Origin of the sequence: Flavitalea plasmicola (assembly GCF_030546645.1) — a bacterium.
Taxonomy (GTDB): domain Bacteria; phylum Bacteroidota; class Bacteroidia; order Chitinophagales; family Chitinophagaceae; genus Puia.
Map to the genome: position 1 here is coordinate 326,471 of NZ_JAUOTO010000005.1, position 26,475 is coordinate 352,945.

Consider the following 26,475-nt stretch of genomic DNA (forward strand, 5'->3'; position numbering starts at 1 on the left):
GGAGGAGTGAAGCTTTTTTTACAGGAAAGTATTTATTAGCAGGCGAATTAAGATGTAAAAACAGGAATTACCCGGGACCGTTTGATCGGAAAATATATTTTTCGCCTTTCCTTTGTTGTGTCATCAGCGCTCTTTTATTTTATCCTGTAAAAATCAAAGTATGAAAAGCCAATCCATCTCTCTCCACCAGCTCGTCAACCAACTGATGCAACGTTTGCAGCCTTTAGCGATGAGGCGGGGCAATGTGATCCTGAACGGGATCCCTGACGGCATTTCTTTTTTTGCGGAGGAAAAAATGCTCACCGAAAAATTATGGGACGTGATCACCAGGGCTGTGAACGGCACAAAGAACGAGTGCCTTCATGTCATCACCCTCATAGCCGACGATAGCACAACGGTGTGCGTGAAGGACAGAGGCCATGGGGCTAATGCATCGTTCAGCATTTCCAACCATTTTCTAACGGCCTGATCCCGGGCGTTGCATACTGCAGGGCTGCGAAGGAAATTCGTATCTTGCCTTCATGTTGTTTCAGGGGATGGGCAAACTCTCGCCCGGTAAGTATAATATAGCCACGGTAGTCGTTTATTTTATTGTGCCGATCTCCGGCTTTGGTACGGATATCTACCTGCCTTCGATGCCGGCTATGGCGCATGATCTGCGTGTTTCGGATGGCGCCGTGCAGCTGACGCTGTCTTTGTTCCTTGTAAGTTATGGTTTATCGCAATTGATCTCGGGGTCTTTCCTGGATGCCTTTGGCAGATATAGGATCAGCATGACTGCGTTGCTGGTCTTTTCAGCTTCCTGTCTGGCGACGGCCTGGAGCAAACATATTGCGCTTATCTATGCCATGCGGGTCCTGCAAGGGCTTTGCGTAGGATTTATCGTGGTGGCGGCCAGGGCTTTTTTCTCAGACATCTATGAAGGTGAAAAACGAAGGGGATACATCAGCCTGATGACCATCGTCTGGTCGGTGGGACCGATCGTGGCGCCTTTCGTGGGCGGCTACCTGGAGCATAGCTTTGGGTGGCGATCGAACTTTTATGCGCTGGCCATTTACGGGCTGTTGCTTTTTACCCTGCAGGGTATTTTTTCGGGAGAGACGATCCGGATCCGGGCTGCGCTGCATTTTCGGACGGTGCTGGGAAATTACCGGAAGATCCTTTCCGCGGCGGATTTTGTGGCGGGCCTTCTGATGCTGGGATTGTCTTATGCGATGATCATGTTCTTCAGCCTGACGGGCCCTTTTGTCATCGAGCATACCATGCATTATTCACCGGTGGTGGCGGGCTATGTATCATTGTTGCTGGGTGCGGCCTGGATGTGCGGCGGCTTTTTTGGAAAGGGGTTGATCCGGCGGCCCTTCCTTCCGAAGAACAGGGTGGGGTATTTGATACAGGGCCTGCTGGTGTTGGCGATGATGGCTGCCTCGTTCTGGCTGAGCAATGTCTGGACGATGGTGGCTTTTGCGTTTGTCATACATGTCACGGCGGGATTTGTCTTCAATAATTATTTCACCTATTGCCTGGCCCGATTTCCGCAGGCGGCCGGGACGGCCGGCGGGCTGGCCGGAGGGTTGGCGTATACGATCACTTCGTTGCTGAGCTACGGGATCGCGGCTACCATCAGGCCCGTGTCGCAATTGGAGATAGGGGAGGGATATTTTTTAATTACTTTAATTGGGGTGGTGGTGTTGTGGGTGAGTGGGAAGAGGTATGGGGTGAAGTGAACCGAGCTGCCTTCCAGAAGTCAATTATCGCCAAGATCAATAATTCAGCAACGATCGTCTCCAATAACAGGCACAGTCATATGAGAAAAGGCTGCTGCTGGCCGGCTGTTTCATTACTCACATCATGATCACTATTTTCCCCCTAGTATGCCCGGTCTCCAGCTCCTTGTGCGCCAGGGGTATCTCGTGAAAGCTAAAAGTCCGGGAGATATGGCTGCGAAGATGGCCTTTTCCCAGCAGCTCCGCGATGGCCTGCATATCTGCGCCGTCGGATCCTACCTCCATCCGGTAAAGGAATTTTCTGCTCATCAGGGCTAACCGTGATAACCGCTCGTCCGGGAATACGACCAGGCTGATCAGCTTGCCTTTGCGCTTCAATGCCTGTAGCGAGCGTTCGAGGTGATCTTTTTCCACTACACTGTCAACCACGACGTCCGCATCATTCACCCACTCTTCAAAACGCTGTTTCGAGTAATCGATGTGTTCATCAGCTCCGAGGCCGAGCACAAAATCCTTGTTGACGGCGGAGGAAGTGCCGATGACATAAGCTCCCAGGTGCCTGGCTATTTGTACTGCATAGTGCCCAACCCCGCCGGCCGCTGAGTGGACCAGCACCTTGTCGCCGGCTTTTACCCCCGACAGATGTACCAATGTTTGCCAGGCCGTCAAGGCCGCGAGGGTGGCGGCAGCGGCCTCCGCGTGTGTGACCGATGACGGCTTCAGCGCCACGTGGTCTTCCCGGGCGGCGACATATTCCGCATATGCCTTGCCATGGCCGGTGAAGTTCACCATGCCGAACACTTCGTCGCCTTTGCGCAGGCGCGTGACTGCGCTGCCGGTCTGTTCTACCACACCTGAGATATCCCATCCCAGAAGCACTGGATTTTCGTCTTTTTTCAGGTGCAGGACCAGGCGCAGAAAATCGCCATTCCTGCGCAGTGTCGCGTCCACAGGGTTTACGCTGATCGCTTTTATTTTTACCAGGACCTCATCGTCTTTGATGGTGGGAACGGGTATATCTTCCAGTATCAGGTTTTCGACGCCGCCGGGGCTTTTTAAGACCATTGCCTTCATAAATAAACTGTTTTAATGATTGGATGGCACAAATTTCCTTATGATTGATAGGTTTTCCTTGTATAATCCACGGTTAATTATGTAAATTCGGGGGTATGTTCATCCACAATCTGTTCGAGCCATACGAGATCGAGTGCCAGGAACTCGAAGAGTGTCCGATGGGAGACCACAAGAACACCTTCTTTGAGCTGGTATACATCGTAAAGGGGGCAGGCACGCATTTCATCGACGGAAATACCTTCGAATATGACGAGGGCACTCTTTTTTTACTGTTGCCCCAGCATGTGCATTCTTTCGAGGTAAAGGAGCTGACCTCCTTTCTGTTCATTCGTTTCAATGACATTTATCTGAAAGCGCAGAAGGGAAAGCATCAGCACGGTAACCTGGGAGACTGGATACAAAAGCTGGAGTACATCCTGGAAAGCAACTATCACCTGCCCGGGTGCATCCTGCAGAACAGGAATGACAAGCCGCTGGTTGCCGCCCTTATAGATGGCATCATCCGGGAATATGCAGACCGGCAGGAGTTTCACACGGAAGTAGTTCAGCACCTCGTTAATACCATCATAACCATCGTAGCCAGGAATATCTGGCTGATCGGCTCAGCCAATACCATCGCGGAGCAGGGTCATTCGTCGAAGATCATCCGCTATATCCATGAGCAGATCCATCTCCCTGAAAACCTGAAGTCTGCGGTGATAGCCGGCCACTTTAATATCTCGCCCCGTTATATACACGAGTACTTCAGGAAACATACGGGCGAAAGTCTGCAGCAGTACATCAACGGCTACAGGTTAAAATTGGTGGAAACACGCCTCCGGTATAGCAACATGCGTATGAGCGAGATCGTGAATGAGCTGGGTTTTACAGATGAGAGTCACCTGAACCGGGTATTTAAAAAACACAAAGGGTTGAGTCCTTCGGCGTACAGGAAGAAGATGGGCGTTTAAGCTGGTGCAGAGGCATCCTCTTCAAAATAAATTTGCTTATATAACGTTAGTCTACTAATTTAGTAGACTAAATAAGAGATATGAGTAAGAAAGCGACCGGTGGATTTTATTTCGGCGATACACTCACCCATGAGCAAACCCGTTATTTCGACAGACACGGCATCATTCAGTTCAAATCCTTTATAGACAAAGCTACGGTGAAGCTACTCCTGGACGAGATCGCCGGGACGCAGCGTTACCTCCTGGATCATGGCATTTCCAAGGTCAATGGCATACCCCTGAAGTTCGGACAGGACGTGGACGGATCCGCTCTTATTCAACGGATCGCTTTTGCCTCCCATTACAACCTTGTGCTGAAGAAATTTCTACAGGACCCGCGGCTCGCGGCGCTGACTTCGCTGCTGGGAGATTACCAGGGGCGTATCGGGGAAAATGAAAAGGACGGCCTGGTTGTCAATCACTATGTCAATACCCCGGACAGCGCATTTCGTCAGCTGGGATGGCATACGGACAGTCCGAGGGACCTGTTCCTCGGCAGGCGGATCCGGCCGATGCTGAATGTCGGACTGCACCTGGATGATTGTCCCTTTGAAAATGGCGGGCTGAGGGTATTGCCGGGCACCCACAAGCAAGGGTTGTTCCGGCTTCTGTTCCGGAAAAAATATTTTATTGACAATAATGCGGATGCGAGGGAGGTGGGCTTCGACATTGCGGCCGGCGACCTTACCGTTCATGACGGGCGCATATGGCACCGGGTCCAGCAGTCGCCTCTTCCGGGAGCAGCCAGCAGGAGAAGGGTGATGTATATCCCCATTATCACGGGCGATTATCAGCCGAAATCGGCTGCGAGCCCCACGCCATTCTATCATAAGCTAGCGCAGCTTAGTCTGAACCCGTCGGGGCGTAAGATCTCTTTGGCTGCCTTACAGGCTAAGAGGCAATCGTAAACACAAAAAACCTTATGATCATGAGTAAATACATCACGAGAGTACAGCTGAGGAATGCCGAACAAGGCGATTATGAAAGATTAGACATTGAAATGGAAAAAGGATTGTTCGTGCCGGTACGCGAAGGAGAGGCTTCGTCATCCGGCACGGTGGAGACCGCCAGGGAATACAATTATCGCGGCGTAACGACGCTCCAGGAGGTGATCACCGCAGCCTATACCGCCGCGGGCAGGATAGGCCGGCAATATTCACTCACCGTAATGAAAGAAAAGCGTGCCGTGCCGGCTTAGTTTTTTCACTTCAACATTGAGATCATGCTCCGTCTTGCAACGATTCCGATGATTTTTTGCATCCTGTTGGCGCAGGCCGCCTTTAGTCAAAATCCTTCCCGAACTGTGAGTGGCATGCTGACATCCGCGGAAGATGGTACGCCCCTGGAGGGTGTCCGGGTCATTGCCAAAGGTTCCGGATTGATCACCGGTACGATGCAGGACGGCATGTTCTATCTTCCGGTGACCGACAGGGACTCCTGTTTGCTGCTGAGCCGCGAGGACATTTTTCCCATGAAGATCAGGCTGACATCCGCCACGGACTATAGCGTACGGCTGCATACAGGCCTGGATCGCAGGTGGCTAATGATGCCCATAATCTTTTTCGCCTGCGGTAATTTCCAGATCCAGTACATTTTGGTTGGGCGGTAGGGGACAGGTGGCATAGGGGGTGAAGGCGCAGGGTGGATTGAATGCCTTGTTAAAGTCGATGAAAGTGGCGCCATCTGCGTCCGGCTTATTTACGTACAGGAACCTGCCGGACGGGTAAGTGGTCTTGCCGCTGGTGGCATCGGCAAAAATGATAAAAAGATGGTCGCCTTCTTCCAACGCATCCAGCGAATATTGTTTGCCGCCGATGGTAAAGACCAATTTGCCCGGCGTCTGCTGCTGGCTGGTCTGACCCAGCACATTGGTAATGGCGATCGTTTGAGGATACGTTTCTTTCCGCAGGGTAACGACGATCCTCCAGGTGCTGTCAACGGGATACCGATCGATGTCCTTAAAGCCGAGGGCCAGCGGGCTCTCTACATCCCTCAACCGGACGCCTATCCTGTCATCCCGCCGGATGATGGTCCAGCGCAGGCTGCCGTGGGATACCACGGGAGGGCGACCGGGATCTTTGTCGTAGATCACCGCTTCTTTCACCGCAATACCGTTTACTTTAATGTCGACATTATCCTGGACGACGATCTTCACGGTATTGCCGTTGCGCTCGAAATAACCGGCTGATCCTGCGATGGAGGCTTTTGGGAAGACGATCTTATTGCCCGGATCGCTTCCAAAACTATTCTTCCCTTCTTCGAGCCAGTAAAGCCCTGCCAGGTTAAGCCACCCGTCGGCGGACCGCAAACTGTTTATTCGTGAAACGTGCCAGGCTTCTATTTCCCGGGCGTAGCTCACTGTGGTCTGTGCAAGGAGGTCACCAGCCCACAACAGGCTGATGATGGAAAGCAGGAGTCGATATAGACGTAGCATAGATTATGTAATTAGACCTGATTTTAGTTTGGACTTAACAGAAATTGTATTACTTTAGTCTACTAAAATAGTAGACTAAAGTGAAATATGCAAATATTTCTTTCAGCAATAAAGTATCGATATTGATCGTACTGACCATCCTGGCGACCGTGGGGGTGTTTATGGCCGGCGCCATACCCGAGTCAGGCGTCTACCATGATTTTGCGGACAAGCGCCCTTTATGGGGCATCCCCCATTTTTTCAATGTCGTCAGCAACCTTCCTTTTATAATAACAGGCATTGTCGGGTTGATAATGGTGGGAAGGTCATCTGCCCCGGGACCCGTGCCTTCGATCTATGCCGTACTGTTCGCAGGGGTATTGCTGACTGGCCTGGGGTCCGCATGGTACCACATTGCTCCGGATAATAATACGCTGGTATATGACCGCATACCGATGACCATTGTCTTTATGTCTTTGCTGTCGGCTACCCTGTCTGAGTTTGTAAATCCCAGGCTGGGTGGGCTTCTGCTGGGGCCCCTGGTTATTACAGGAGTGACCAGCGTATGGTGGTGGCATTACACGGAGTTGCAGGGGGCAGGCGATCTGCGGTTGTATATCCTTGTTCAATATTACCCGATGTTGCTCATTCCGCTGATCTTATGGCTCTTCCCTTCGGCTGGCAGTAGAAGAGGGGGGCAGCAGCTGGCCGGGGTCGTCATCTGGTATTTCATTGCGAAAGCATGCGATATATTCGACCGGTTCATTTATGCTTTTACCGGCTTTGTCAGCGGGCACACATTGAAGCACCTGGCTGCCGCGGTGGCTACCCTGTATCTTGTCCGTTTGTTTCAGTTCAAACATTTTTCATATGACGCTGTATAAGAAATTTTTGCCGGGCATCGTATTCCTTTTGACGGGCTTGCATGGCCATGCTGACAAGGGACTGTTCCCGGATCTTCGCTTTGCGGACTCTCTTTTACCCGTGAGCGCCGGGCACATGCAAAAAGCGGACATCGCGCCTGATCTGCTGGAAGCAGAGGCGGACTATCAGCGGACAAGGGACGACCGGAAAGGGCTGAAGCGATTGCTTAAGGTAATAAAAATAAAAAGGCTGATCCCTGATAGCAGGAGGGGGTACAGATTATTCACTAACCTGGCCCGGTTTTCCGCCAGGCTCAAATTGTATCCGCTGGCGATGAAATTTTACAACAAAGCCGGGGAGTACAGGAAGAATACGCTGCTGTCATGGTATAGGGCGCCTGCCTTTGCCCGTTCGGAGATTGCCCACGCCGACATTGAGGGTGATGCCGCCGCCGAAGGCACAACCCTGGTGGATAGCGCTACCTTTTCTTATATGCAAAACGTGGATTCCTTGTCGTCCCTTGCTGCAAGCCCGGGGGTGAGCTCGCCGCCTGTGGAGGTATGCGACCTCCGGGAATCGTTCGATGATGGTAAGACGGCGATATCCTATGCATTGATCCTGCATGCCAAACAACCGATCCCGGGTAAAAGGCGCTCATTCACCCATATCAACAATGTGGGGCACACGTTCATTACCTTGATAAAATATAATTCCGACAATAGCTTTACAGCGCGCTCATTTGGATTTTATCCGCATAAAAAGAATATCTTTTCGGCTACGCCGCTGCATATAAGGGCGCCCTCCGTATTCAAGGATGACGCATTGCATGACTGGGATGAATCCATTGGTAAGTTTATTTCAGCGGCACGGTTTGAACGGATACTGGACTTGCTGGCAAGATATGACCACGCGACCTATAATCTCAACAGGAACAACTGCACCGATTTTGGCCTGCATGTCGCTGCCCTGGTGGGGATCAGCATCGCCGATACGCGGGGGACCTGGCCGCTGGGCAGGGGGAACAATCCTGCCAATGCAGGTCAGAGCATGCTGGAGGGGAAATTCCGCGATACGGATGGCGGCGATCGGGAGCCTTTATTTGTATGTAATAATGTCCCGCATTAATGCGGCAATTGGATCAGTAGCGCGTATCCCCGTCCAATAGGAGTCTACACAGGCTTTGATCTCAGTGTAAACCTTTATAATTCCATAATCAGGCATGAAAAATGTGGCTTATTTGAGCCTATATTATATTATGCTTTCTATGATATATCATGTGCTGAATGGAGATAGTCTTGCGTACAGCTTTCCTGCCGCGGCCATCACGGGTGAGGTGATCGTGGATAGGGAAGGGCTGATCGATGGCGACCTGGGAGGGGACGATCTGCCGGGTTTCTGGCATAGCCGGGCGGCCTTTATGGGATTGCCGGAAGATGAATACCGTCGGATGGTGGTGGCGGAATTTGAAAAGATACTGGCGGCTCCTCCGGGTGCGGAGTTCAACCTTTGGTTCGAGTTTGACCTGTTTTGCCAGGTCAATATGTGGTTTGTGCTTTCCTTATTGGCTGGGATGGCGGTGGAGAAAAAGGTTTATGTGGTGTATACGTCCTGGCTTTCCCGGGAGGATAAGCATTTCTGGAATGGGTTTGGACCGGCGACGACAGCGCAAATAAAGGAAGCTTTTGATAACAGGATCTTATTGACTGCAGCGGATCTTCAATATGGGCGTGATCTGTGGGCCGCTTATAAAAATGGCGACCTTGCTGCATTGCGGCGGCTTTCGCAGAGCCGGACAGGCGCCTTTCCTTATGTGCAGGAGGTGATCGAAGCGCATATCGAACGTTTCCCGGCGAATGGGCAGAGGGGCAGGCCGGAGCGGGTGCTGGCGGCGATCATGCAGAATGGGCAGACTGATTTTAAGATTGTTTTCAGGGAATTCTGGAATTGTGAGAGTATTTATGGGTTTGGGGATCTGCAGCTGATGCCTTTGTATAAGAAGGTGTTGATGGAGGGGGTGTAAGCGCAGTATACTTCGTATTTGGCTGTTATAAAAGCTTAATTATTGGAAAAACGCCTGAAAGCGAAGTTTACTTCGCTTTTTTTGGTAAATGAGCCTTGGCGTTTCGATTACAAGCCGGACGGGACCGGCAAATACCAGGTGGAGGATTTTGCCAGCCTCCTGGCAAAGACACCCGAGAGAGAAGGAGATGATTTTAAGTACAATGCTTCTTACCTGGATATCGCGCAACAGATCCGACGACATGTGGCGGCAGCGCCGGTTGTGCTGCTTGAATTTTTCCGCCTCCTGGTCTTTAATTACCTTATTGCTAACGGAGATGCACATCTTAAAAACTTCGCGCTTATGGAAACCGAGCAGGGTGATTATGTGCTCTCACCAGTTTATGATCTTTTATGCACAGCGCTGCACGTCGATGACAGCCGTCTAGCCCTGCATGATGGCCTCTACAAAGGTGACTATAATGAAAAGGCTTATTTGAATTTCGGGACCTATACCCGTGCGTCCTTCGTGATATTTGCGGAAATGACAGGTATCAATCCAGGTCTGGCCGGGACTGTCGTGGACGCGATCATGAGAGGGACCCTGAAAGCCATGGAATTGGTGGAGCGTAGTTTTTTGAGTGATGAGGCAAAGAAAAAATATATAGACATACTAGGAGAAAGGCATAGGAGTTTAGGGCTCAGGTAAGGAAAAAAGCACATGACAATTGTTATGACCCGGGGTGACGGCCGTCATATCCATCGGCGGTCCTAAGGAGTAGATTTGCTGAAAGTTCCTTATATGAGCACTGAAAAATTTTGCCAGAGCTGCAGCATGCCGTTGGACAGCAAGGCTGTGCTTGGCACGGAGAAGGACGGGTCGGCCAGCCTTGAATACTGCAAATTTTGCTACCAGCATGGCGCGTTCGTGCATCCCGAGATGACACTGGCCGGTATGGAATACAGGGTGAGGGCCCGGATGGCGAAGCTGGACCTGCCCGCCGACCTGGTGAATCTGGCTGTAGGCCGGCTGCCCTTCCTGAAACGTTGGAGCGGGGCTGCGCCCCGGCAAAACATGGGTCCGGTGGGTGCAGCGCCATCGGACAAGGACCATTAAATGTATGTTTATGAACCTGATCACCTTCTGTTTGTGGTTATTGGCCACCGGCCAGGCCCCGAGCCATGCCGACACAGTAAAAAAGCCGACGGTAGAGCTGGAAATGACAATGGTGAGTCCCATGTCAATCCTGATGATCCGCGATACGGCCGCAGCGATTACAGATATAAGCCGTGTCCTGGGCGATGGCTACGTAGAGATCTTCACTTATATCAATAAGAATCACCTGAAGCCGGGGAAAGTGATGGCCTTTTATCATTCATCCCGGCCGCCAATGATCATGGATGTGGCTGTTCAGGTCGATAGTCCCGCACGTGTAACGACCGGCAGGATAAAGATAAATAAAGTCCTGGCGGGGAATGCCGTTGTGGCGCATTACCAAGGGCCGTATGAGCAGATTGGAATGGCGTACGCCGCCATTACCAAATGGCTGCAGCAGCAAGGCAAAATTGCGAGTGATGCTCCATTTGAAGTTTACCTGAATGATCCCATGTCCGTGAAGGATCCTTCGGAATTACGAACGGACGTCTACCAGTTCGTTAAATGATCCTCATATGACAAAAATACTCAAGCCCGCATTGGTGGCGGGCGTCATTCTCTTTGTAGTCAGCTACGGTGGACTGTACCTGGCCATTCAATTCCTGCCTTTCCTTTTCATCAAATACATTAATCCCATGTTTACTTCCGACAGTAACAGGGATATCCTGTTCTATGCGCATGCTTTTGTGGTCAGCTTTGCCTTGTCCTGGTTTTGGGAAAGGTTCAAGAGTCTTTTCAAGGGCAATTTCGTCATGAGGGGATTGGAGTTCGGGCTGGTCTATGCAGGGGTAGCGCTGGTGCCCGTGATGTGGATCACCTTCAGCTCGCTGGATGTCACTTTGATCATGGTGGCCAGTTGGTTTGTGTATGGTCTATGCCAGGCGGTGGTGGCAGGTGTTGTGTTTGCGAAGATGAACCCGTGACCTGTCTGGTCACGGTCTCCCTATTTTTTCCCATATTCCAGCAGCGTGAATGTTCCCGGTACAATAGCCGGCTTGGGTTTCGGGTTATCCGCCGTGGGTGGCGGCGTCTCTCCCAGCTGTGCGGTGACGGTGAACAAATGCCCTGTCCTGTTGTCAAAAGCCAGGGTCTTTGCGCCGCGCTGGGTATTGATCGTATCGATGACCCCGAATTTGCCGGGACCGTATTCTTTTACCACTGTCAGGGTGCCATCGCTGTTGGAGCAGACAGCCCATCCGGTATGATCGTCGAAGATGGCGCCGTCGACTCCCTTTCCAATCGGCAGCTGGGCGACGATCCTGCCATTGTCGGCATCCAGCACCATCATCAGCTGGCTTTTTCGGCACACACTAAAGAGCCTGTGGTTTTTTTTATCGAAGGCCAGGCCTGTCGGCTGCTGGCCGGGGGACAAGGCAAAGCGATGTTGAATGGCCAGCGTCCTGCTATCAAATACCACGATCTCGTTGGCATCTTCCAGGTTGACATAGATAGTGCCATGACCATCTGTTACGCCTGTCTCCGGGTTGCCGCCCACGTCGAAGGTCCGGATGATGTTATTGGTCGGGGCATCGATGACCGTGATATTCCTGCTGTCGTTATTAAAAATAAAGACCCTGTTGGAGTAGGTGTCATATAACAGCGCATCGGGGTTTTCACCCGCAGGCAGGGTGGATATGGTTTTCAATGTCGTGAGATCGAACACGGTGACATTATTCGTTTTTCCGTTGGTAATAAAACCCTTTCCCAGTGATGGGATCGGGCAGATGCCGTGCACGCCTTTGGTGCCGGGAACGATGCCGATCTTTTCATGCGTATCCGCGTTCAGCACTTCCACCTGCGTGGCATGAGAAAGATATAACCTCCTGTCGTCCGTGCTTACGGCGATATAGTCCCATCCGCCTTCCCCTCCGATGAGGGTCTTTTTCAGCAGGCCGATGCCGGATGCATTGGATTGGGCAAGAAGGGAAAAATGGCAGGATAAGGCTGCCAGGAGAAATGCGAGCGTATTTTTCATTTATTTATTTTAATAGTATACAGTGCTGCCGGATGGGTGGGGGTGGACTCACAGCTCAGGAACATCGTCCCCGCAGAGAGATAGGCAAGACCTTCTGTCTGCCAGTCAGACGAACGGCTTGCGATCGTATAACGGGCGGTATCGCCTTTGAAGAAGTTATCACCCTGGTAGTTTTTAAAAAACCAGATAAAGGAATCGTTCTTTTTATCCATATAGCCCAGCAAGGCCAATGTCCTTGTTGCGGGATCATAGGTCGCGTCCGTGATCTTTCCCATTGTATTGAATGAAGCAACGGGCGATAATGCATAAGTGCCGGGATCCCTGGAAAGATGGTAGCAGCGGGTTTGCAGATCGCCCCTGTCCTTGGTAAAGAGGTACAGGCTGTCCCCGATGCTCACCAGGGCTTCACAATCGAAATTGGTATTGCTGTTGGAAGACAGATCGAGCTGGTCCGTGTAGGAAAAATGGATGGCTTCGGCCGTTACGCTGATGACGCCTGCGCCGGCCGGGATATCGCTTTTTTTAATGCGCAGGATCTTAAGGTCCGTCCTGTCGCCGTCATTATTGCCTGTATCGCCAATGTAGATATAGGATGCGTCGGCTGTAATGTCTTCCCAATCCGAGTTCGGATAATTGGCGATGATGATCGTTTGCAGGATCGCGCCTGTGGCCGTATCTATCTTATAGATCGCGTTTGGATTGCCGCTGTCGCCAAAGCTCCACAGGGCTCCGTCCGTGTAACAAAGACCGGAGGATTCCTTTAACTGAGCCGGCAATTGGTGCGGGGGCCCCAGGGTCAACGGTGCGGTGGATGCAGGAGGCGATGTTTCGGCGCCTGTATGTTTTGTGCAGGCGCTAAGGAAACCATGGGCCGCCAGCGACCAGGTGAAGAGTCGTTTTGTCAATACAGCTGTCGTCATGTTGCGGGGTAATAATCCCTGTTGGCAACAAAGTTGCCAACAGGGATCGGTAAATCAATGCTGGTTGCCTGTGCCGTCGGCCTGGTAGCAGCCGATGTCCTTGCCGGGACCCGTGATGCCGCTGGAGCCGAAGTTCGGATCCACCGGTACGTTGGCTATGGCTGAAAAACCCTGGAAGCCTTTCCCGATGGCGGGGGAATTGCTTTGTAAATGGAAGTTGTAGGCATCCACGGAGGCCTGGGTCTTATAGTTCAGGTTGGGCAGCGGATAGCTGACGAACATGGGGTTATTCTGTCCTACGAGTGAGGCGCCGTCGTATTGCATGCCGAAAGTATAGGAGGCACCCAGGAAGGTGGCCATATTGGGAACACCCGTTGCCTGGGGATGGGTAACCACGGCCTGCGCTACATTGGTCGGTACGAACTGGTTGGTGATGCTTACGTCGTCGCCGTAGAAATAGTTATAGCCGTAGGCGGTCTGTGTGATAGGGTCGCCTGCGTGCGGACCGGTGGTATCGGCCAGGTAAACTTTGGCGGTGACATTATTACCCCCGGCGATCCTGACGCCGAAAGCACAATTGACGATGAGGTTGTTATACACCAATGCCCTTGAATTATTTTCCACTTCGATGGAACCACTTCTCGCGCCAAAGGTGCCCGTATTCCTGAAACCGTCATTGACGTATGTGTTATTGTACATGGCGATCATGCACTGGGGCTGGATGCCTCCGTCGTTGGAGGATTTGGTGCCGTTGGTAGCGCCGCCGATGATGAGGTTGTACGCCATATTGCCCTGCGTACCGCCTTTGGCGTTGAAGCCGTCGCCGCCAGTGCCGCCACATTTTTCAAGCGTATTGCGCATGATGTTCACATGGCCGCCGTAGAAGCGTACGGCATCGTCCGGGGTGCCGTAGATCCAGGAGTCTTCCATGATGAAATTGCCATTGGGATTGCCGAAGTAGATGCAATACTGGTCGCCAACGGAGGGGCCGGTGAAAGGAATGGTTTGAATGCCGGCACCCGCAAAATCCAGGTGTGTCCATTTGATGACCAGCAGGGGACAGGTGGGGCCGCAATAGATGCCGGACCATCCGCCTGCATAAGCGGAATCAGAAGTGGCGGTGGAGGAACCGGTGGCCTTTGCACGTGAAGGGTCCGTGATGGTCACGGGAGCGTCTTTTGTTCCCAGGCTTACCATCGTGCCGTTGACGATGAGGGCGGCGGCATTTTTTACGTTGACGGTCACGCCTTTCTGGATCAGCAAAGTATCTCCGGCATTCACCGTCACGTCGCCTGTAATAGTATAGGTCTGCCCGGTGAGCATCGTGCCTTTGATAGACCCGGTGAGGGGTGCGGCTGAACTTACAGGCTGACCTACCTGGATCTGCGCCTGCGAGACGTTGGAACTATCACTTTTTTTACAGGAAGCTATTGCCAGTGTCAGTACGACACCGATGCCTGTGAGCTTTAATTGTCGCATATTTGTTTGTGTTATGTTTAAAATTTAAATCTGAACCCCATGGAATAAGTCGCATAGAATTTATCATACTGGACCGTTATGTAATGGGGGCTCTCCTGGAAGGGAAGCCTGAACTTACCGCTGTAGCTGCTGTTGTTCTGCTTGATGACCAAATGGAACGGCGTGTTCAGGATGTTGTTGACCTTTACATACAGGATATAATGTTTGCCGAATTCCTTTTGAGCGGAGAGATCCAGGTTGACCGTAGGCTTTTCCCAGTTGTCGAGGCCTTTGTATAAGGACAGGGTGTTGATCCTTTCGCCCGTGTAGACCAGCGCGATCTGGGCATCGATCTTATTCCGACGGCTTTTATACAAAAAGGAAAAATTACCGATGTGCGCGCTCTGTCCCTGGAGGGGCCTGTGCTCATCGACCCTTACGTTCAGGGCCTGACCGCCGGATGACTGATAATAGAAGTTCTTTGCGGCATTGATGTCGGAATGCGTGTAAGTGTAGTTGCCGGATACTCCGAAATTGCCGATGTATTTCCGGAAGACCAACTCCACGCCGAAATTATTGGCATTACCAAAGTTGTTGGGCGAGAGGACGATGCCTCCGAATCCACTTTGTGTAAAAGCGTATTCGATGGGGTCAGTGATCATCTTATAGAAAGCCCCGATCATGAACTGGTCCAGTCCTTTTGGGAAAATTTCATAACGGAGATCGAAATTGTCTATCGTCGTGTGCTGAAGATGAGGATTCCCCTCTGTCTCATAGCTGTCATTCGAACTGCCCCGTTCTGGAAAGGCGATGAGGTCTGCAAAAGCGGGGCGGAAGATGGACCTGAAATAGGAAAAGCGCAGCGCTTTCCGCTCGTCAAAGGAATATTTTGCCTGCAGGCTTGGCAGCAGATCGATGTATTTGATATCTGCCGATTTGCCGTCGACGCTGACAGGCAGGGAGGATATATACTGCTGATGGGTGCTTTCCATCCGGAGACCGCCCAGTAGTTCCAGCGCAGGGGAGACGTTGTATTTCACCTGGCCATAGGCGGCGCCCACGTCCTCCTTGAAATTATATATGCCCGGATTGCCGGCGGCATTCCCCAACGCTCCGTTGGCGGGAACGAAGGTGAACTTTGAAGCAGGGATGGATATATACTGCTCATCATTGGAATTGGGATCACTTACAGGGGTCAGATCGTAAGCATTGTCATAGTTGTCCCTTTGTTTATGCCGGTACATACCGCCGAGGCCGAAGAGGGCATGATGACCGGCGATGTCTTTGGCGTAATGGAAGTTGAGATATCCCGCCAGGTCCTTGTCGGTGTTGCGGATCCATTCCCGGGATTGGTTCCTTACCACGGGTGGCGAAATAGTATAAGTGCCGGTGTTTGTATTGGGATTAACGCCCCTGGCGGTGGAGAACTGTGCGTTGTCGGGCACTTCCCTTTTTGCCCGGGAGGCCACCAGGGACCAGTCGGTGGTGAAGCCGCCACTCAGTTTGTGCTTACCCTGCAGCGTGGCATTATAGATGCTTTGCAGATCGGACCTGGTCTCCGCCTTATCATAGATCGCATAGGGGCCCACATAGTCGTTGGCCGTGGAATAGCCGCCCAGCAAGGAATCGCTGGTCAGACGGGTCCTTCTTTCATTCAGCTGAAGGTAAGTGGCGAATAAGCTGATGGAGTTGCCGGCATTGAGGTCATAGTCGATCTTGGTCTCGACTCCGGACCGGTCGATGCGGGAGCTGTAACGGCGCGCATAGATGTCTGAAAAAGCCGGCAACTGCGGATGGGTCTCATCTGCCGCGGGAGGGACGGTGGGGCTTTGCAGCAACGTATTGGAATTGCTGCCCCTGTAGGCATTTTGGTAGCTGCCGGAGAATATGATGCCCAGCTTGTTTTTCAGAAGGCGATCGCTTACCGTGAGGTTCGCATTCTTGTTGATAGGCGCGTGGCCGCCGGTGGTCACGACATTCTGATAGGGGAAGGCCGATAGGGGTGCAAAGACACCTGGGCCCGTGATCTCTGCCGGTGACTTTACATTGATGGAGCCTTTCATGTAGGAATAAAAGTCACGGTTGAAGTAGAGGTCGCTATAACCCGTCCCCACGTTGCCTTCAAGCCGGAATTTATTGCCGGCATTCTTCATCACCAGGTTGATCACGCCACCCGCGGCATCTGCTTCCATGTCAGGCGTGAGGGATTTTATGACTTCAATCCTGTCGAGCAGTTCGGCAGGAAAGATATCCAGGGGCACATACCGGTTCCGGTTGTCGGGGCTGGGTATTTTCACCCCGTTGACCAGGGTGGTATTGTAGCGTTTGTCCATTCCCCTGATGATGGCGTACTGCCCGTCGCCGGAGCTGCCCCGCTCGATGGAGACCCCGGAAATGCGCTGCATGACGTTGGCGACGGTGATGTCAGGCGATATCGCAATGGCGTTGGATGAGACAATGTTCACGATGCTATTGGCCGACATTTCCCTTCGTTTGGCGAATTCGTCGGAACCTCCGTTGAGGGCGGAGGTTACCATGACATCCGAAATGCTGGTGGCTTGCCTGGTCAGGTAGATGTTGACGGTGGTAATGCCATTCTTCCGTACGACGATGCTGGTGTCCATCGCCGCATAGCCGACGTAGGAGACATGCAATTGGTAGGTGGCTTCGTCAAGGTCCTTGAACAGGAAGCCGCCGTCCAGCGATGACGTGCTCTTCAGATGAGAAGGCTGCAGCGTGACCGTGGCCCCGATCAATTGCTCTTTTGTATGCTTATCGTATACATAACCTTTGATCCCGCCGGCGATGGCGGAAGCAGATGCCGTAAAGATCAAAGCCAGGGCGGTAAAAATATTTCGGTGCATTGAATGATGATGCATGGATGATGTACAGTTAAGTCCTGATGAGAGGCAAAAATAGAGGGGCGGTTTGTTAATGGACGGGCGGCCGGAGAGAGTTAATGTAACGATGACGTTTACCTAATGATAAAGTAAGAATATCTTCAGAAAAAACACAGAAAGCAGATTACCAGCTCAACATAAAGGAATGAAGGCCATCGGAATAGGCGTAATCAGTATGGATGGAAGACACTTTGGAGATCTGTTTGACAATGGACAGTCCCAGTCCATTGTGGTTGCTGTTGACCGACTCTTTGTAGAAGCGGCGGAACAGTCTTTTTTCATCCAGCGCACCGGTGGAGCTGGTGTTGCTGATGATGAGCAGCTGTTGCTCCAGCGTAATGGAGATCGCCCCGGAGGGAATATTGTGATTGGTGGCGTTGCTGAAAAGGTTGTTCAGCAGGACGTCCAGCAATTCAGGGCTTATCAGCAGCTGACTGTCCTGCAGTAAGTAGGAGGACCTGATATCGCGGCTGCCCCATAATTCATGGAACTGCGCTATTTTTTCTTCTACCTTTTCTTTGAGATCGATCTGGTAGGAATTGTCGAATTGCCCGTTCTCTATTTTGGCCAGCAGCAGCAGCGACTGGTTCAGGCGCGAAAGTTTTTTCACCGCGGAGTAAGCGCTTTTTGCCAGCTCGCTTTGCGACCTGGAGAGCCCTGTTTCCTGGATCATCATATCCAGCTTGCTTCGGATGATGGACAGCGGTGTCTGGATCTCGTGCGACGCATTCTCGGTGAATTCCTTTAGCAACAGGTAATCCTGTTCCGCCTTTTCGGTGGCTTCCAGCAGGCTCTTGTTCATAAAGGCGAACTCCCTGATCCTGGTTGCAGGAAAGACGGGAGACTCTGTTTTGCCCAGCTTGAAATTCCGCATGACATTCATGGCGGCATAAAAGGGCTTCCAGAGCCGTTTGAGCACCAGCCGGTTGATAACGATGGATAGGAGGATCGTTATCAGGATAGTGATGATCGATATGTTGATAAGTGCGCTGGAGAGATGGCGCATGCCTTCCAGGGGTTTGGCCACGGTCACCTGGTACCAGCTGTCATGGAAAAAAAGAGGGAATTCAAGCTTCCGGAAATTGTGCATTTTCTTTTCCCTGTTGCTGTACATCTGCAGCAATTTGAAATTCCTTTCGGGCTTTTGCGTGCCTGTGGCCTTGAAGCTGATCTTTTCCTCGTCCAGCGGGTAGAGGTCCGGCAGTGCGTCGTGCCGGATGACGTAGGTGCGCAGGTTTTCTTCGATGCCCCCCAGGTCGCCGTCCATTTCACGGATGAGGATCACTTTCGTGGATAGATAAAGGACAAGGCTGGAGACGAGGAAGGTGCCCACCAGGAGGGGGAAATTGATCAGCGAATACCTGGTCAGCAGAGCTATCTCTTTTTCACTTCTTTTTTTCATTGCCGCCGACATTGAATTTGTATCCCATCCCGTAAATGACGCTGATATGGTTGGCGCAGCCGGCCTGCATCAGTTTTTTCCGCAGGTTTTTCAGGTGCGTGTAGATGAAATCGTGATTGTCGTTCATGTCGATCTGTTCGCCCCAGAGGTGCTCGACGATCGCCTCTTTTGTCACCACCTTATTCTTATTGCTGACAAAGTACACCAGCAGCTCGTATTCTTTTCGTGTCAGGTCGATGGTCCCTTTTTCCCCTTTTACGATCTTGTCCTGCAGATCGATGACAAAGTCATCCGCCACCAGCTTATTCTTTCCATCGAAGCATTTGCGGCGGATGATGGCGGCTACGCGGGCGGAAAGCTCCGGCAGGTGGAATGGCTTGGTGAGATAGTCATCCGCGCCGAGATTCAGGCCTTGTAATTTATCGTTGAGGGAATTTTTTGCCGAGATGATCAGTACGCCGTCCGCTTTGCCGAGCTGTTTTAATTCATTCAATATGTTCAACCCATTGCCCATTTGCCCGTTGTTCTTTGGCAGGGAGATGTCCAGCAGGATACAATCGTAGTCCCTGGCTTTCACCCTGTCCATGGCATCATTGAAGTTGAAAACGGGGTCACAGAGAAAATTATCCCTTTTAAGATAGGAGCAGATACTTCCGGATAATTCTATTTCGTCCTCTATGACCAGGAGCTTCATGCTTGCGCCGTTTAGATTTGGTATGGGAACTGCAAAGGTAAACGGCTTTCCGGGTTCTGATGCGGAAACTAAAATTTAATGATTTGGTAACAGTGAGGTTACTGGGGGGAAGCCGCCTCATCCGGATGATCCGCTCTAAACCGGGCATTGGTAATGGGTACGATGTTTCCTGCCGAATCGCGGGCCGTTCCATTGAAGTAGTAGAGATGGCTTGAGCAATGGGTAATGTCTATCACTGCGGGGAGGGTGGACGGAGACGCAGTGAAAAATACCTTCGGGTCGGCGGAAAATATTGATGTGGTAAAACGGAAGCTATTGGCATCTCCGGTTGTTGGATGAGAGCAGGTAACAGGGTCGGTGGGAAAAGTTCTGTATCTTATGGTCAGCGAAGTATCCGAGTAGCCTGCCATGGATCCGAAAAATGTAAAATAGAAGGAACCCCCAACAAAATTGGCATAGACGGCATGGCCAGGGCCATGATAAAGGTGGCCTCCGGCGGTGAACTCCCACGTATTGTCCGCTATGGAAAGTTCTGCACTATCCTCTATGCTGACCCGGAAAATACAGCTGGTGCTATCGAAGGAGGTGTGGAAATCAATAATAGTATCGGCGAGAAAGGTCCCTGTGGATTTCAGGTGCACTACATTCAGGCCTGTGTCAGTAAAGGTCCCGGAAGCCGAAAACGAGACCCCATTCTCCTGTTGGGTGGTGATCTTGTAAGAGCCCGGGCTGGTGACATCGACATGAATTTCCACATAATTGGTGTCCGGAGCCGGGATCCCATTATAATAGGTGCCATGGACAGTGTATGGATAGCATCCTCCTCCCTCACCCACCAACGACCCTTTTGCGGGCGGCGGCGGAGGGGGTTGCTTCTTGCAGGCCGTAAAGGCGAACAAGACTGAAAATATTATTACAGCGATGGATAATACGCGATGAATGCGTTGGGGCATATTTGTCATGAAAAGGTTGTTTATAACATTAACGATCAGTAAATAGTACTGTATTGGACAATACGTCAAAGGCTGGCTTAAAAAAAGTTACTGGAAATTGGCGGGTTATTGCGGCTGATCATCACCGTGAAGTAAGGATACCGTACTTTATTTTCCGCAAATCTTATGCCTGATTTAGCTTGTACTGCTATCAGCTGCATTATCCCGATCATGTCTGTGCACAGTTATAGCCGAAATCTGCACAGTTATCGTCGAAATCTGCACGGTGGGAAGAAAATCTGGTAAATACATGAGTAAATGAAGAGGCCGCCCTTTTGGGACGGCCTCCTGTATGGTGCGCTATGAATTAGTTGCCCAGTGATGGCGGGCCCTGCGAGTTCATGTCTTTTCTCTTGAACAGATTCAGGTCCATCTTTCCGAAGCGGTAGGCGAATACGACCCTGAATAGCTGAGGATCTTTCAGCCGATCGTATTGCTGGGCGAAATAAGGGCTGTGGCTATACTGGTTCGACCACCGGTTGCGGAAGATATCGCTCATGCTGGCAGTGATGCTGGCCGCATTGTTCTTCAGGAAGGTCTTCTTCACCGCCATATCGAATCCATAGAAGGCCTTGATATAACCCTGTGCAGCCGTTTGCGTGGTGGCGCCCGGCGGGCCGAATTGATTTTGCTGCTGATTAGCGGGGATATTGGTCTTCGACTGGTAGATGAAGGTGGCCTGGATGCTGAAGTTGGCCGGCAGCTTGAAGTTGCTGTTGAACTTGCCAAACCAGCTCCAGAGTGCGTCCTGCGAAGCCTGTTTCAAATTGTCGGTATTGATATGCGAATTATAGATATTGAAGTTCGCGGTGATATCCCACCATTTGGTGATATTGTCTGTCGACGTGATCTCACCTCCTACGGTGTAGGCGTTGTTGGCGTTCTCGTAGGTATTGATCAGGACGGGTTTGCCGATGGGGTTCACGCCGCTGTCCTGGTAGCGCGTCATCAGGTTCGAAGTATATTTATAGTACCCCGAGATCAGCAGGGTATTGCTGTGGGGGAAGGTCTTCATATACGACATCTCGAAGCTGTTGGTAAACTCAGGCACGAGATCAGGATTACCGCGGGTGATGTTCAGCGTATCGGAATAATCGGTGTAAGGGATCAGCTGAAAGAAGCCCGGGCGGTTGACCTTACGGGTAGCGCTCAGCTGCAGCTCCTGGTTATGAGCCAGTTTCTGGCTGAGGAACAGGGAGGGGAAAAGGGTGATAGGATAGCTGTTGTGGAAATGCTGTTTTGTGTTCAACAGATCGCCTGAATAATTGGAGCTCTCTCCCCGGAGACCCAGGGAGTAACCGAATTTACCGATGGTGCTGGACAGGTTGATATACGCGGCATATACCCTGCTGATGCTGGTATAGTTACTGGTCCCGTACGGTGTGAGGGTGGAGTCGCCATCCTTACCAATGACGTAGGTATCATTGTAGTTGGTCAGTTTTTGGAAGGTAGCCCTGAGACCGGCTTCCAGTTTCACTTTGCCGATGGGATTGGTATAATCCGTCTGGAAGGTGGTGAAAGCGGGGTCTGCCGTACCGAGTACCAGCTGGCGGGTGGTGTAATTCACAGCAGAGCCAGGGGCGCCCGTGTAATAGTCGGTGGTATAAAGGGAAGACGAATGGGAGGTGACCCAGAAAGTGGAACCGTCGGCGGTCAATTGCTCCCCTTCTTTGGCAAAGAGATGTTTCATTCCTACCTGGACGCCGTTGACGTCGAAGGTGCGTTCTGAATTGGACCTGCGCTGGGAATAGGTAGTGGGTTTGCCAAGGTTCAGGCTGTCCGTCTGGATATCTGACACATCCGTGGGTTTGAAAGTGCCATGCACTTTGATAAAAGAGGCCGACACGGTCGTCTTATTGGTGACAAAATAATCCAGCCCCACCTGTCCGAACATGAAATGACCTATGTTACGCTGAAGATCATTTTGTAAGAGGTGGGTGGTGGTATCGGAGAGGTAGGTATAGCGATCGGTATTGCCGACAGTTTTTCCTCTCATGCCATTGTACATGCCATTGAGGCTCAGGTTCACTTTTCCCTGCCTGGCATTGAGGCCGACAAGGGAATTGACCCCGCCGCGGGAGTCGACGCCTGCGGAGATGGAGCCGTTGTAGCCCTGCTTACGATTCTTTTTCAGAATGATATTGATGATGCCGGAGCCACCGCCGGAAGCATCGTATTTGGCGGAAGGATTGGTCATGACCTCTACGCTCTCGATGGCATCCGCAGGGATCTGATCCAGCGACAGGGTAGTGGGGCGTCCATCCACGAAGATGGTGGGTGAGGCGCCGCGCAGAGAAACGTTCCCATCGATGTCCACGTTTACGGAGGGCACATTGCGCATCACGTCCTGTGCGGTACCGCCTGTGCTGACGATGTTCCTGTCCACGTTGAATACTTTTTTATCCATGTCCAGGCGCATGGCGGGCGTTTTGGCCGAGACGGTGACGGTGCTCAACTCTTTGGTGTCGGTGGTGAGCTTGACGATGCCCAGGTCCTTGCTAAAGGAGGGAAGCGCTGCCATCGGGTTGCCCTGGTCGCCGGGTTTGGCTGCTGCGGCGGCGGGGATGATCATAAAATTGATATCCTGTGGCTTGTAGCCTGTAGCCGATAATTTCAAGGTCAACTGGCTGGCGATGGGAAGATCTTCCAGGTCAAATTCTCCATTGGCCTTGGTCTCAGTGCCTTTGATCAGGACCTGTTTCTTTTTCTTGGTCGTCGGGTCGACAGTGGTTTTCAGCACCAGGGCCGACACCTGACCCATGGGCTGGCCCGTGGAGTCGGTGATCTTTCCATAGGCGCGGCCAATGGAAGGGGGCGCCTGTGCGCCGGCTCCTGGTCCGCCGGGACCGGCTGGTTTGGCGCCGGGGGCTTGTCCGGAAGGAGTCTGGGCCATCGCGAAGGAGGCAAAAAACAGGAACAGTGTTAGAGTTAAAAGCAGTTTTCTCACTGGAGATATTATTTAGATCGCAAATTTACTCCGATCTCCGCTGCCCGTCCAGTTGATTATGGCCAAAAGGCCTAAAATGTCGGTAAATAGCCTGAAATCGGCTGCGAAAATTTTTGTAAGCGGCGGTGATTCGTGGTGATCTGGGATGGGCGGTGGAGAGGGCGGATGACCGGGGGGAAGTGTATGCGATCAATGGTGCAACGGTATTGGTGGGAAAGGGTTTCAGCGATGAATAGCCGGATATACGCGAAATAAAAGATGGCGATGGCGACTAGTTCAATTATCCAAAGGGTACCAGTTTTTTTTCATCGAGAAAGGGGGCTTTCCGGAAAACGCTTCCGACGAGCTGGAAATTGTCTCCGGCAACTGATATAGTCAAATATTTTGAATCTGCATCTGTTGTGGTGTTTTGGAATGGACCAACTTTGCAATATGAAAAACAATATAGCATCTACGCCCTATTATCACGTCGACGTATTTTCTGCGGAGCCATTTTCGGGCAATGGACTCATTGTATTTACAGAGGCGGATCATTTCAGCGATGCAGTCATGCAGGTGTTGACGCAGGAGATGCGGCAGTTCGAGAGTATCTTTTTACAGGATATCCGCGGCCATGTCGTGCGGGCGCGGATCTTCACGTGCGAGGAGGAATTGAATTTCGCGGGTCATCCCGTGCTTGGTGCGGCCGCTGTTTTGCATGATCTTTTGAGAGGCGGCGATGTTTTTGCGGATTGGGTATTTGAGCTCAACGAAAAGACGGTGACGGTGACGACAGAGCGGAAAGCGCACGGATATGATGCGGTGATGAACCAGGGCAAGGCTGTATTTGGGCGGGAGTTGAATGCCGACGAGGCGGGGGCGCTGCTGACCTGTATCGATGTGAGGTTGGACGATCTGTACCCCGGACTGTATCCCACGGTGGTTTCGACGGGACTGCCTTACCTGATCGTGCCTTTACGTGATAATGGATTCAGAGCTGCCATTGGCGCGCCCGGGCTGGAGGAAAAATTGCATGCATTTGGCGCTCATTTCATTGGATTGTTGGATGTGGATACGCGGAGTATCAGGACGGGGAATAATGATGGGTTGGTGGAGGATATTGCTACGGGTAGTCTGGCGGGGCCTTCGGGCGCTTTCTTAGTGGCACATGGGTTGGAGCAGGCGGGTGCGGTGATTGAGTTCCGGCAGGGAAGGAATTTGGGAAGGGATAGTAAGTTATATGTTACGCTGACGCCTGGTCCGGATGGTTCGATGGATGTGATGGTGCGGGGCGGGGTTTGTAAGATTGCCAGGGGGGTGATGGAGGCGGGGGTAGACTCCTTCGTTTAGCCATTGATTCATTGTCTCATTCGTATAACCTTTTTCGTCCCAGATCTGATCGGCTTCTCCAATAGCTTTATAAGCGAAATATTTAGCGAGATAGCGTTTAATATGCAGCAGATCCTCTTCCGAAATGTCGGAAGAATAGAGTTTTAATAACTCCTGCTGAATATTACTTAATGGACGCGCTGCAGACATATGGCTAAGTTATTAAAAATACCAGACTTTTTAACGGGTCAAAAGTATATGTATGATAATCAGTTAAATAGAGAGATAAGCCGCAGGCAGCCCGATCGCCATTATCAGGATCACGACATTGATCACCACAAACAACCAGGAGAATGGCCGGGGCGTTGCCTTGGAATAAGGCACGATGATAAGGTTCATGATGATCCAAACAAGGGAGCCGAATATTACGGCGGCGAACAATGGATGGCTGTCCAGCCAGGGAATGTGGGTATGGAGGAAGAAATAGACCGCTACCCAGCTGATGGCAATAAGGAAGTGAAAGAGCAGGCCCATGAACGGCATGAACCCTTCTCCCGCAAAAGCGCGCTTCCCATATACTGCGCTGGCGATGTATCTAAATAACATTCGGGGGTCTTTATTCCCTCCTGCAAGGAAGAGCAGGACGGCAGCGATGGCGTCAAGCGTGCCGGCGAGTAATCCGATGAGCAGCAGATGCATATCTTTTTATATCAAAAGTACTGTCCGAAAGACATGCCTGTTTTGTAAAAACGCGACAATTCCGAAGGAAGGATACCCGCGTATTTTTTGAACGCATTGGTCAGGTGAGCATGATCATGGTAACCCAGCTCGAAAGCGATACGCAGGAGGCTTTCACGGGGAGCGATGTCGGGGACTGCCCGGTCGCGATGGATGGTTTCGGGGGCGGTGCGATGAGATGCGCCTGCATGACCTTCGCGTAACCGCCGCAGCACTTCCTGGAAGCGGACGATGAGAATGAATTCCTTTGGCGGGATGCCTACATTTTCTGCAAAGACACGCTCCATAGTCCGGGTGGACATATGCCATTCTCCCGCCAGGGCTTCCACGGTGATTTGTCCTTTGGAAGCGTAGATCACCTGATAGATGGCGCTGAAATCATGGCGGGTATTGATTTTCTTAGCGCTGAAATAATTATCCAAATGTAGCGCCAACGGTTCCTTGCGCATCAGGGAATGGAGGTCCGGTTCGGAGAATGCCAGCAGGCTGTCCACGGCAGGCGCCATGGGTTGCTGGTATAGTGCATAGAAGCCACCGGGCCTGAAGCGTATGCCTGTGAGTATGCAGCCGTCGGGAGCCGTGACTACGCCGTACGCGGTCATTGTACCTCCCAGGTACATTTGCCCGGGCTGCAGGGGAATGGCCTGGCCGGCGATGGCCATGGGATGGAACCAGGCGGTTGTGCTGCCTGCGTTGACAATGATGTCGGCGCAGCCGTCAGCATAGACACGTCTTCCGGATGAGGCGGTGTCGGATGAGGCAATGTCGGATGAGGTCTTGCGGATCCAGTAGGCATCGATGTAGTCCGCGAGAGGCCCGGCAGGTTTGAATTCGAGGTGTGGCATGGTGTAATGTCCAAAAGTAGAATTAATTTTCTTTTTACCTGGAAACACTTAGCGACCCTCTCTTCAAAACGCTTA

27 protein-coding genes are annotated in these 26,475 nt (G+C 51.7%); 14 read left to right on the plus strand and 13 right to left on the minus strand.

Annotated features, from left to right (window positions below; all coding sequences use genetic code 11):
- Positions 1-160 precede the first annotated feature (160 nt).
- On the plus strand, positions 161-469 hold the full coding sequence (locus Q4E93_RS19675; RefSeq protein ID WP_303588128.1) for a hypothetical protein: 309 nt from the start codon (positions 161-163) through the stop codon (positions 467-469).
- Positions 470-521: 52 nt separating this feature from the next.
- On the plus strand, positions 522-1,727 hold the full coding sequence (locus Q4E93_RS19680) for an MFS transporter (protein ID WP_303588130.1): 1,206 nt from the start codon (positions 522-524) through the stop codon (positions 1,725-1,727).
- 117 nt (positions 1,728-1,844) lie between these two features.
- On the opposite strand, the gene Q4E93_RS19685 is transcribed toward Q4E93_RS19680, so the two are convergent.
- A complete protein-coding gene (locus Q4E93_RS19685; protein WP_303588140.1) occupies positions 1,845-2,801 on the minus strand; it encodes an NADP-dependent oxidoreductase in 957 nt (318 codons plus the stop codon).
- 95 nt (positions 2,802-2,896) lie between these two features.
- Between Q4E93_RS19685 and Q4E93_RS19690 the strand changes: the two genes are divergently transcribed.
- The 4 genes from Q4E93_RS19690 (at position 2,897) to Q4E93_RS19705 (ending at position 5,399) form a co-directional block, all read left to right on the plus strand.
- On the plus strand, positions 2,897-3,751 hold the full coding sequence (locus Q4E93_RS19690; protein WP_303588142.1) for a helix-turn-helix domain-containing protein: 855 nt from the start codon (positions 2,897-2,899) through the stop codon (positions 3,749-3,751).
- Positions 3,752-3,831: 80 nt separating this feature from the next.
- Positions 3,832-4,698 carry a phytanoyl-CoA dioxygenase family protein gene (locus Q4E93_RS19695; protein WP_303588144.1) on the plus strand — a complete coding sequence of 289 codons (867 nt, stop codon included), beginning with the start codon at positions 3,832-3,834 and terminating at the stop codon, positions 4,696-4,698.
- Positions 4,699-4,718: 20 nt separating this feature from the next.
- The gene (locus Q4E93_RS19700) at positions 4,719-4,988 is read left to right on the plus strand and encodes a hypothetical protein (RefSeq protein ID WP_303588146.1); all 270 of its coding nucleotides are present in this window, start codon (positions 4,719-4,721) and stop codon (positions 4,986-4,988) included.
- A gap of 114 nt (positions 4,989-5,102) precedes the next feature.
- Complete coding sequence (locus Q4E93_RS19705) at positions 5,103-5,399, plus strand: hypothetical protein (RefSeq protein ID WP_303588148.1); 297 nt, start codon at positions 5,103-5,105, stop codon at positions 5,397-5,399.
- Here the strand turns inward: Q4E93_RS19705 and Q4E93_RS19710 are convergent.
- Entirely contained in the window at positions 5,331-6,224 is an 894-nt protein-coding gene (locus tag Q4E93_RS19710; RefSeq protein WP_303588150.1) for a DUF1684 domain-containing protein, read from the minus strand. The genes Q4E93_RS19705 and Q4E93_RS19710 overlap by 69 nt on opposite strands.
- Positions 6,225-6,304: 80 nt before the next feature.
- Here Q4E93_RS19710 and Q4E93_RS19715 point away from each other — a divergent pair, with 80 nt between their 5' ends.
- The 7 genes from Q4E93_RS19715 (at position 6,305) to Q4E93_RS19745 (ending at position 11,144) form a co-directional block, all read left to right on the plus strand.
- On the plus strand, positions 6,305-7,087 hold the full coding sequence (locus Q4E93_RS19715) for a ceramidase domain-containing protein (protein WP_303588151.1): 783 nt from the start codon (positions 6,305-6,307) through the stop codon (positions 7,085-7,087).
- Positions 7,074-8,192 (plus strand): hypothetical protein, encoded by a 1,119-nt coding sequence (locus Q4E93_RS19720; protein ID WP_303588153.1) that lies wholly within the window; start codon positions 7,074-7,076, stop codon positions 8,190-8,192. The genes Q4E93_RS19715 and Q4E93_RS19720 overlap by 14 nt, the downstream gene beginning before the upstream one ends.
- Positions 8,193-8,331: 139 nt before the next feature.
- Positions 8,332-9,087 carry a hypothetical protein gene (locus tag Q4E93_RS19725; protein WP_303588155.1) on the plus strand — a complete coding sequence of 252 codons (756 nt, stop codon included), beginning with the start codon at positions 8,332-8,334 and terminating at the stop codon, positions 9,085-9,087.
- 42 nt (positions 9,088-9,129) lie between these two features.
- The gene (locus tag Q4E93_RS19730) at positions 9,130-9,774 is read left to right on the plus strand and encodes a type II toxin-antitoxin system HipA family toxin (RefSeq protein ID WP_303588157.1); all 645 of its coding nucleotides are present in this window, start codon (positions 9,130-9,132) and stop codon (positions 9,772-9,774) included.
- A 93-nt stretch (positions 9,775-9,867) separates the two neighbouring features.
- Positions 9,868-10,182 (plus strand): zinc ribbon domain-containing protein, encoded by a 315-nt coding sequence (locus Q4E93_RS19735; protein WP_303588159.1) that lies wholly within the window; start codon positions 9,868-9,870, stop codon positions 10,180-10,182.
- Between the two features lie 10 nt (positions 10,183-10,192).
- Positions 10,193-10,729, plus strand: a complete 537-nt coding sequence (locus Q4E93_RS19740; protein ID WP_303588161.1) for a GyrI-like domain-containing protein — start codon at positions 10,193-10,195, stop codon at positions 10,727-10,729.
- A gap of 7 nt (positions 10,730-10,736) precedes the next feature.
- Positions 10,737-11,144, plus strand: a complete 408-nt coding sequence (locus tag Q4E93_RS19745) for a hypothetical protein (RefSeq protein WP_303588163.1) — start codon at positions 10,737-10,739, stop codon at positions 11,142-11,144.
- Between the two features lie 20 nt (positions 11,145-11,164).
- Here Q4E93_RS19745 and Q4E93_RS19750 read toward each other — a convergent pair whose 3' ends face one another.
- From Q4E93_RS19750 to Q4E93_RS19785, 8 genes are all read right to left on the minus strand, one after another.
- On the minus strand, positions 11,165-12,196 hold the full coding sequence (locus tag Q4E93_RS19750) for a YncE family protein (RefSeq protein WP_303588165.1): 1,032 nt from the start codon (positions 12,194-12,196) through the stop codon (positions 11,165-11,167).
- Positions 12,193-13,116: a hypothetical protein gene (locus Q4E93_RS19755; protein WP_303588167.1), complete on the minus strand. Its 924-nt coding sequence runs from the start codon at positions 13,114-13,116 to the stop codon at positions 12,193-12,195. The genes Q4E93_RS19750 and Q4E93_RS19755 overlap by 4 nt, the downstream gene beginning before the upstream one ends.
- A 54-nt stretch (positions 13,117-13,170) precedes the next feature.
- Positions 13,171-14,595, minus strand: coding sequence for a hypothetical protein (locus tag Q4E93_RS19760; RefSeq protein WP_303588169.1), 1,425 nt, complete (start codon positions 14,593-14,595; stop codon positions 13,171-13,173).
- 17 nt (positions 14,596-14,612) lie between these two features.
- Entirely contained in the window at positions 14,613-17,438 is a 2,826-nt protein-coding gene (locus Q4E93_RS19765) for a TonB-dependent receptor (protein WP_303588171.1), read from the minus strand.
- Positions 17,439-17,598: 160 nt separating this feature from the next.
- On the minus strand, positions 17,599-18,876 hold the full coding sequence (locus tag Q4E93_RS19770) for a sensor histidine kinase (RefSeq protein ID WP_303588173.1): 1,278 nt from the start codon (positions 18,874-18,876) through the stop codon (positions 17,599-17,601).
- On the minus strand, positions 18,860-19,570 hold the full coding sequence (locus Q4E93_RS19775; RefSeq protein ID WP_303588175.1) for a response regulator transcription factor: 711 nt from the start codon (positions 19,568-19,570) through the stop codon (positions 18,860-18,862). Before Q4E93_RS19775 ends, Q4E93_RS19770 begins: the two co-directional genes overlap by 17 nt.
- 98 nt (positions 19,571-19,668) lie before the next feature.
- On the minus strand, positions 19,669-20,532 hold the full coding sequence (locus Q4E93_RS19780; RefSeq protein WP_303588177.1) for a hypothetical protein: 864 nt from the start codon (positions 20,530-20,532) through the stop codon (positions 19,669-19,671).
- A gap of 337 nt (positions 20,533-20,869) precedes the next feature.
- Positions 20,870-23,509, minus strand: coding sequence for an outer membrane beta-barrel family protein (locus Q4E93_RS19785; RefSeq protein WP_303588179.1), 2,640 nt, complete (start codon positions 23,507-23,509; stop codon positions 20,870-20,872).
- A gap of 432 nt (positions 23,510-23,941) precedes the next feature.
- Here Q4E93_RS19785 and Q4E93_RS19790 point away from each other — a divergent pair, with 432 nt between their 5' ends.
- Positions 23,942-24,838: a PhzF family phenazine biosynthesis protein gene (locus tag Q4E93_RS19790; protein ID WP_303588181.1), complete on the plus strand. Its 897-nt coding sequence runs from the start codon at positions 23,942-23,944 to the stop codon at positions 24,836-24,838.
- Here Q4E93_RS19790 and Q4E93_RS34560 read toward each other — a convergent pair.
- From Q4E93_RS34560 to Q4E93_RS19800, 3 genes are all read right to left on the minus strand, one after another.
- A complete protein-coding gene (locus Q4E93_RS34560; RefSeq protein WP_489670897.1) occupies positions 24,725-25,027 on the minus strand; it encodes a hypothetical protein in 303 nt (100 codons plus the stop codon). The two genes, Q4E93_RS19790 and Q4E93_RS34560, sit on opposite strands and share 114 nt — an antisense overlap.
- Before the next feature lie 63 nt (positions 25,028-25,090).
- Positions 25,091-25,516 carry a hypothetical protein gene (locus Q4E93_RS19795; RefSeq protein ID WP_303588183.1) on the minus strand — a complete coding sequence of 142 codons (426 nt, stop codon included), beginning with the start codon at positions 25,514-25,516 and terminating at the stop codon, positions 25,091-25,093.
- Between the two features lie 11 nt (positions 25,517-25,527).
- Entirely contained in the window at positions 25,528-26,400 is an 873-nt protein-coding gene (locus tag Q4E93_RS19800; protein ID WP_303588185.1) for a helix-turn-helix transcriptional regulator, read from the minus strand.
- Positions 26,401-26,475: the final 75 nt, after the last annotated feature.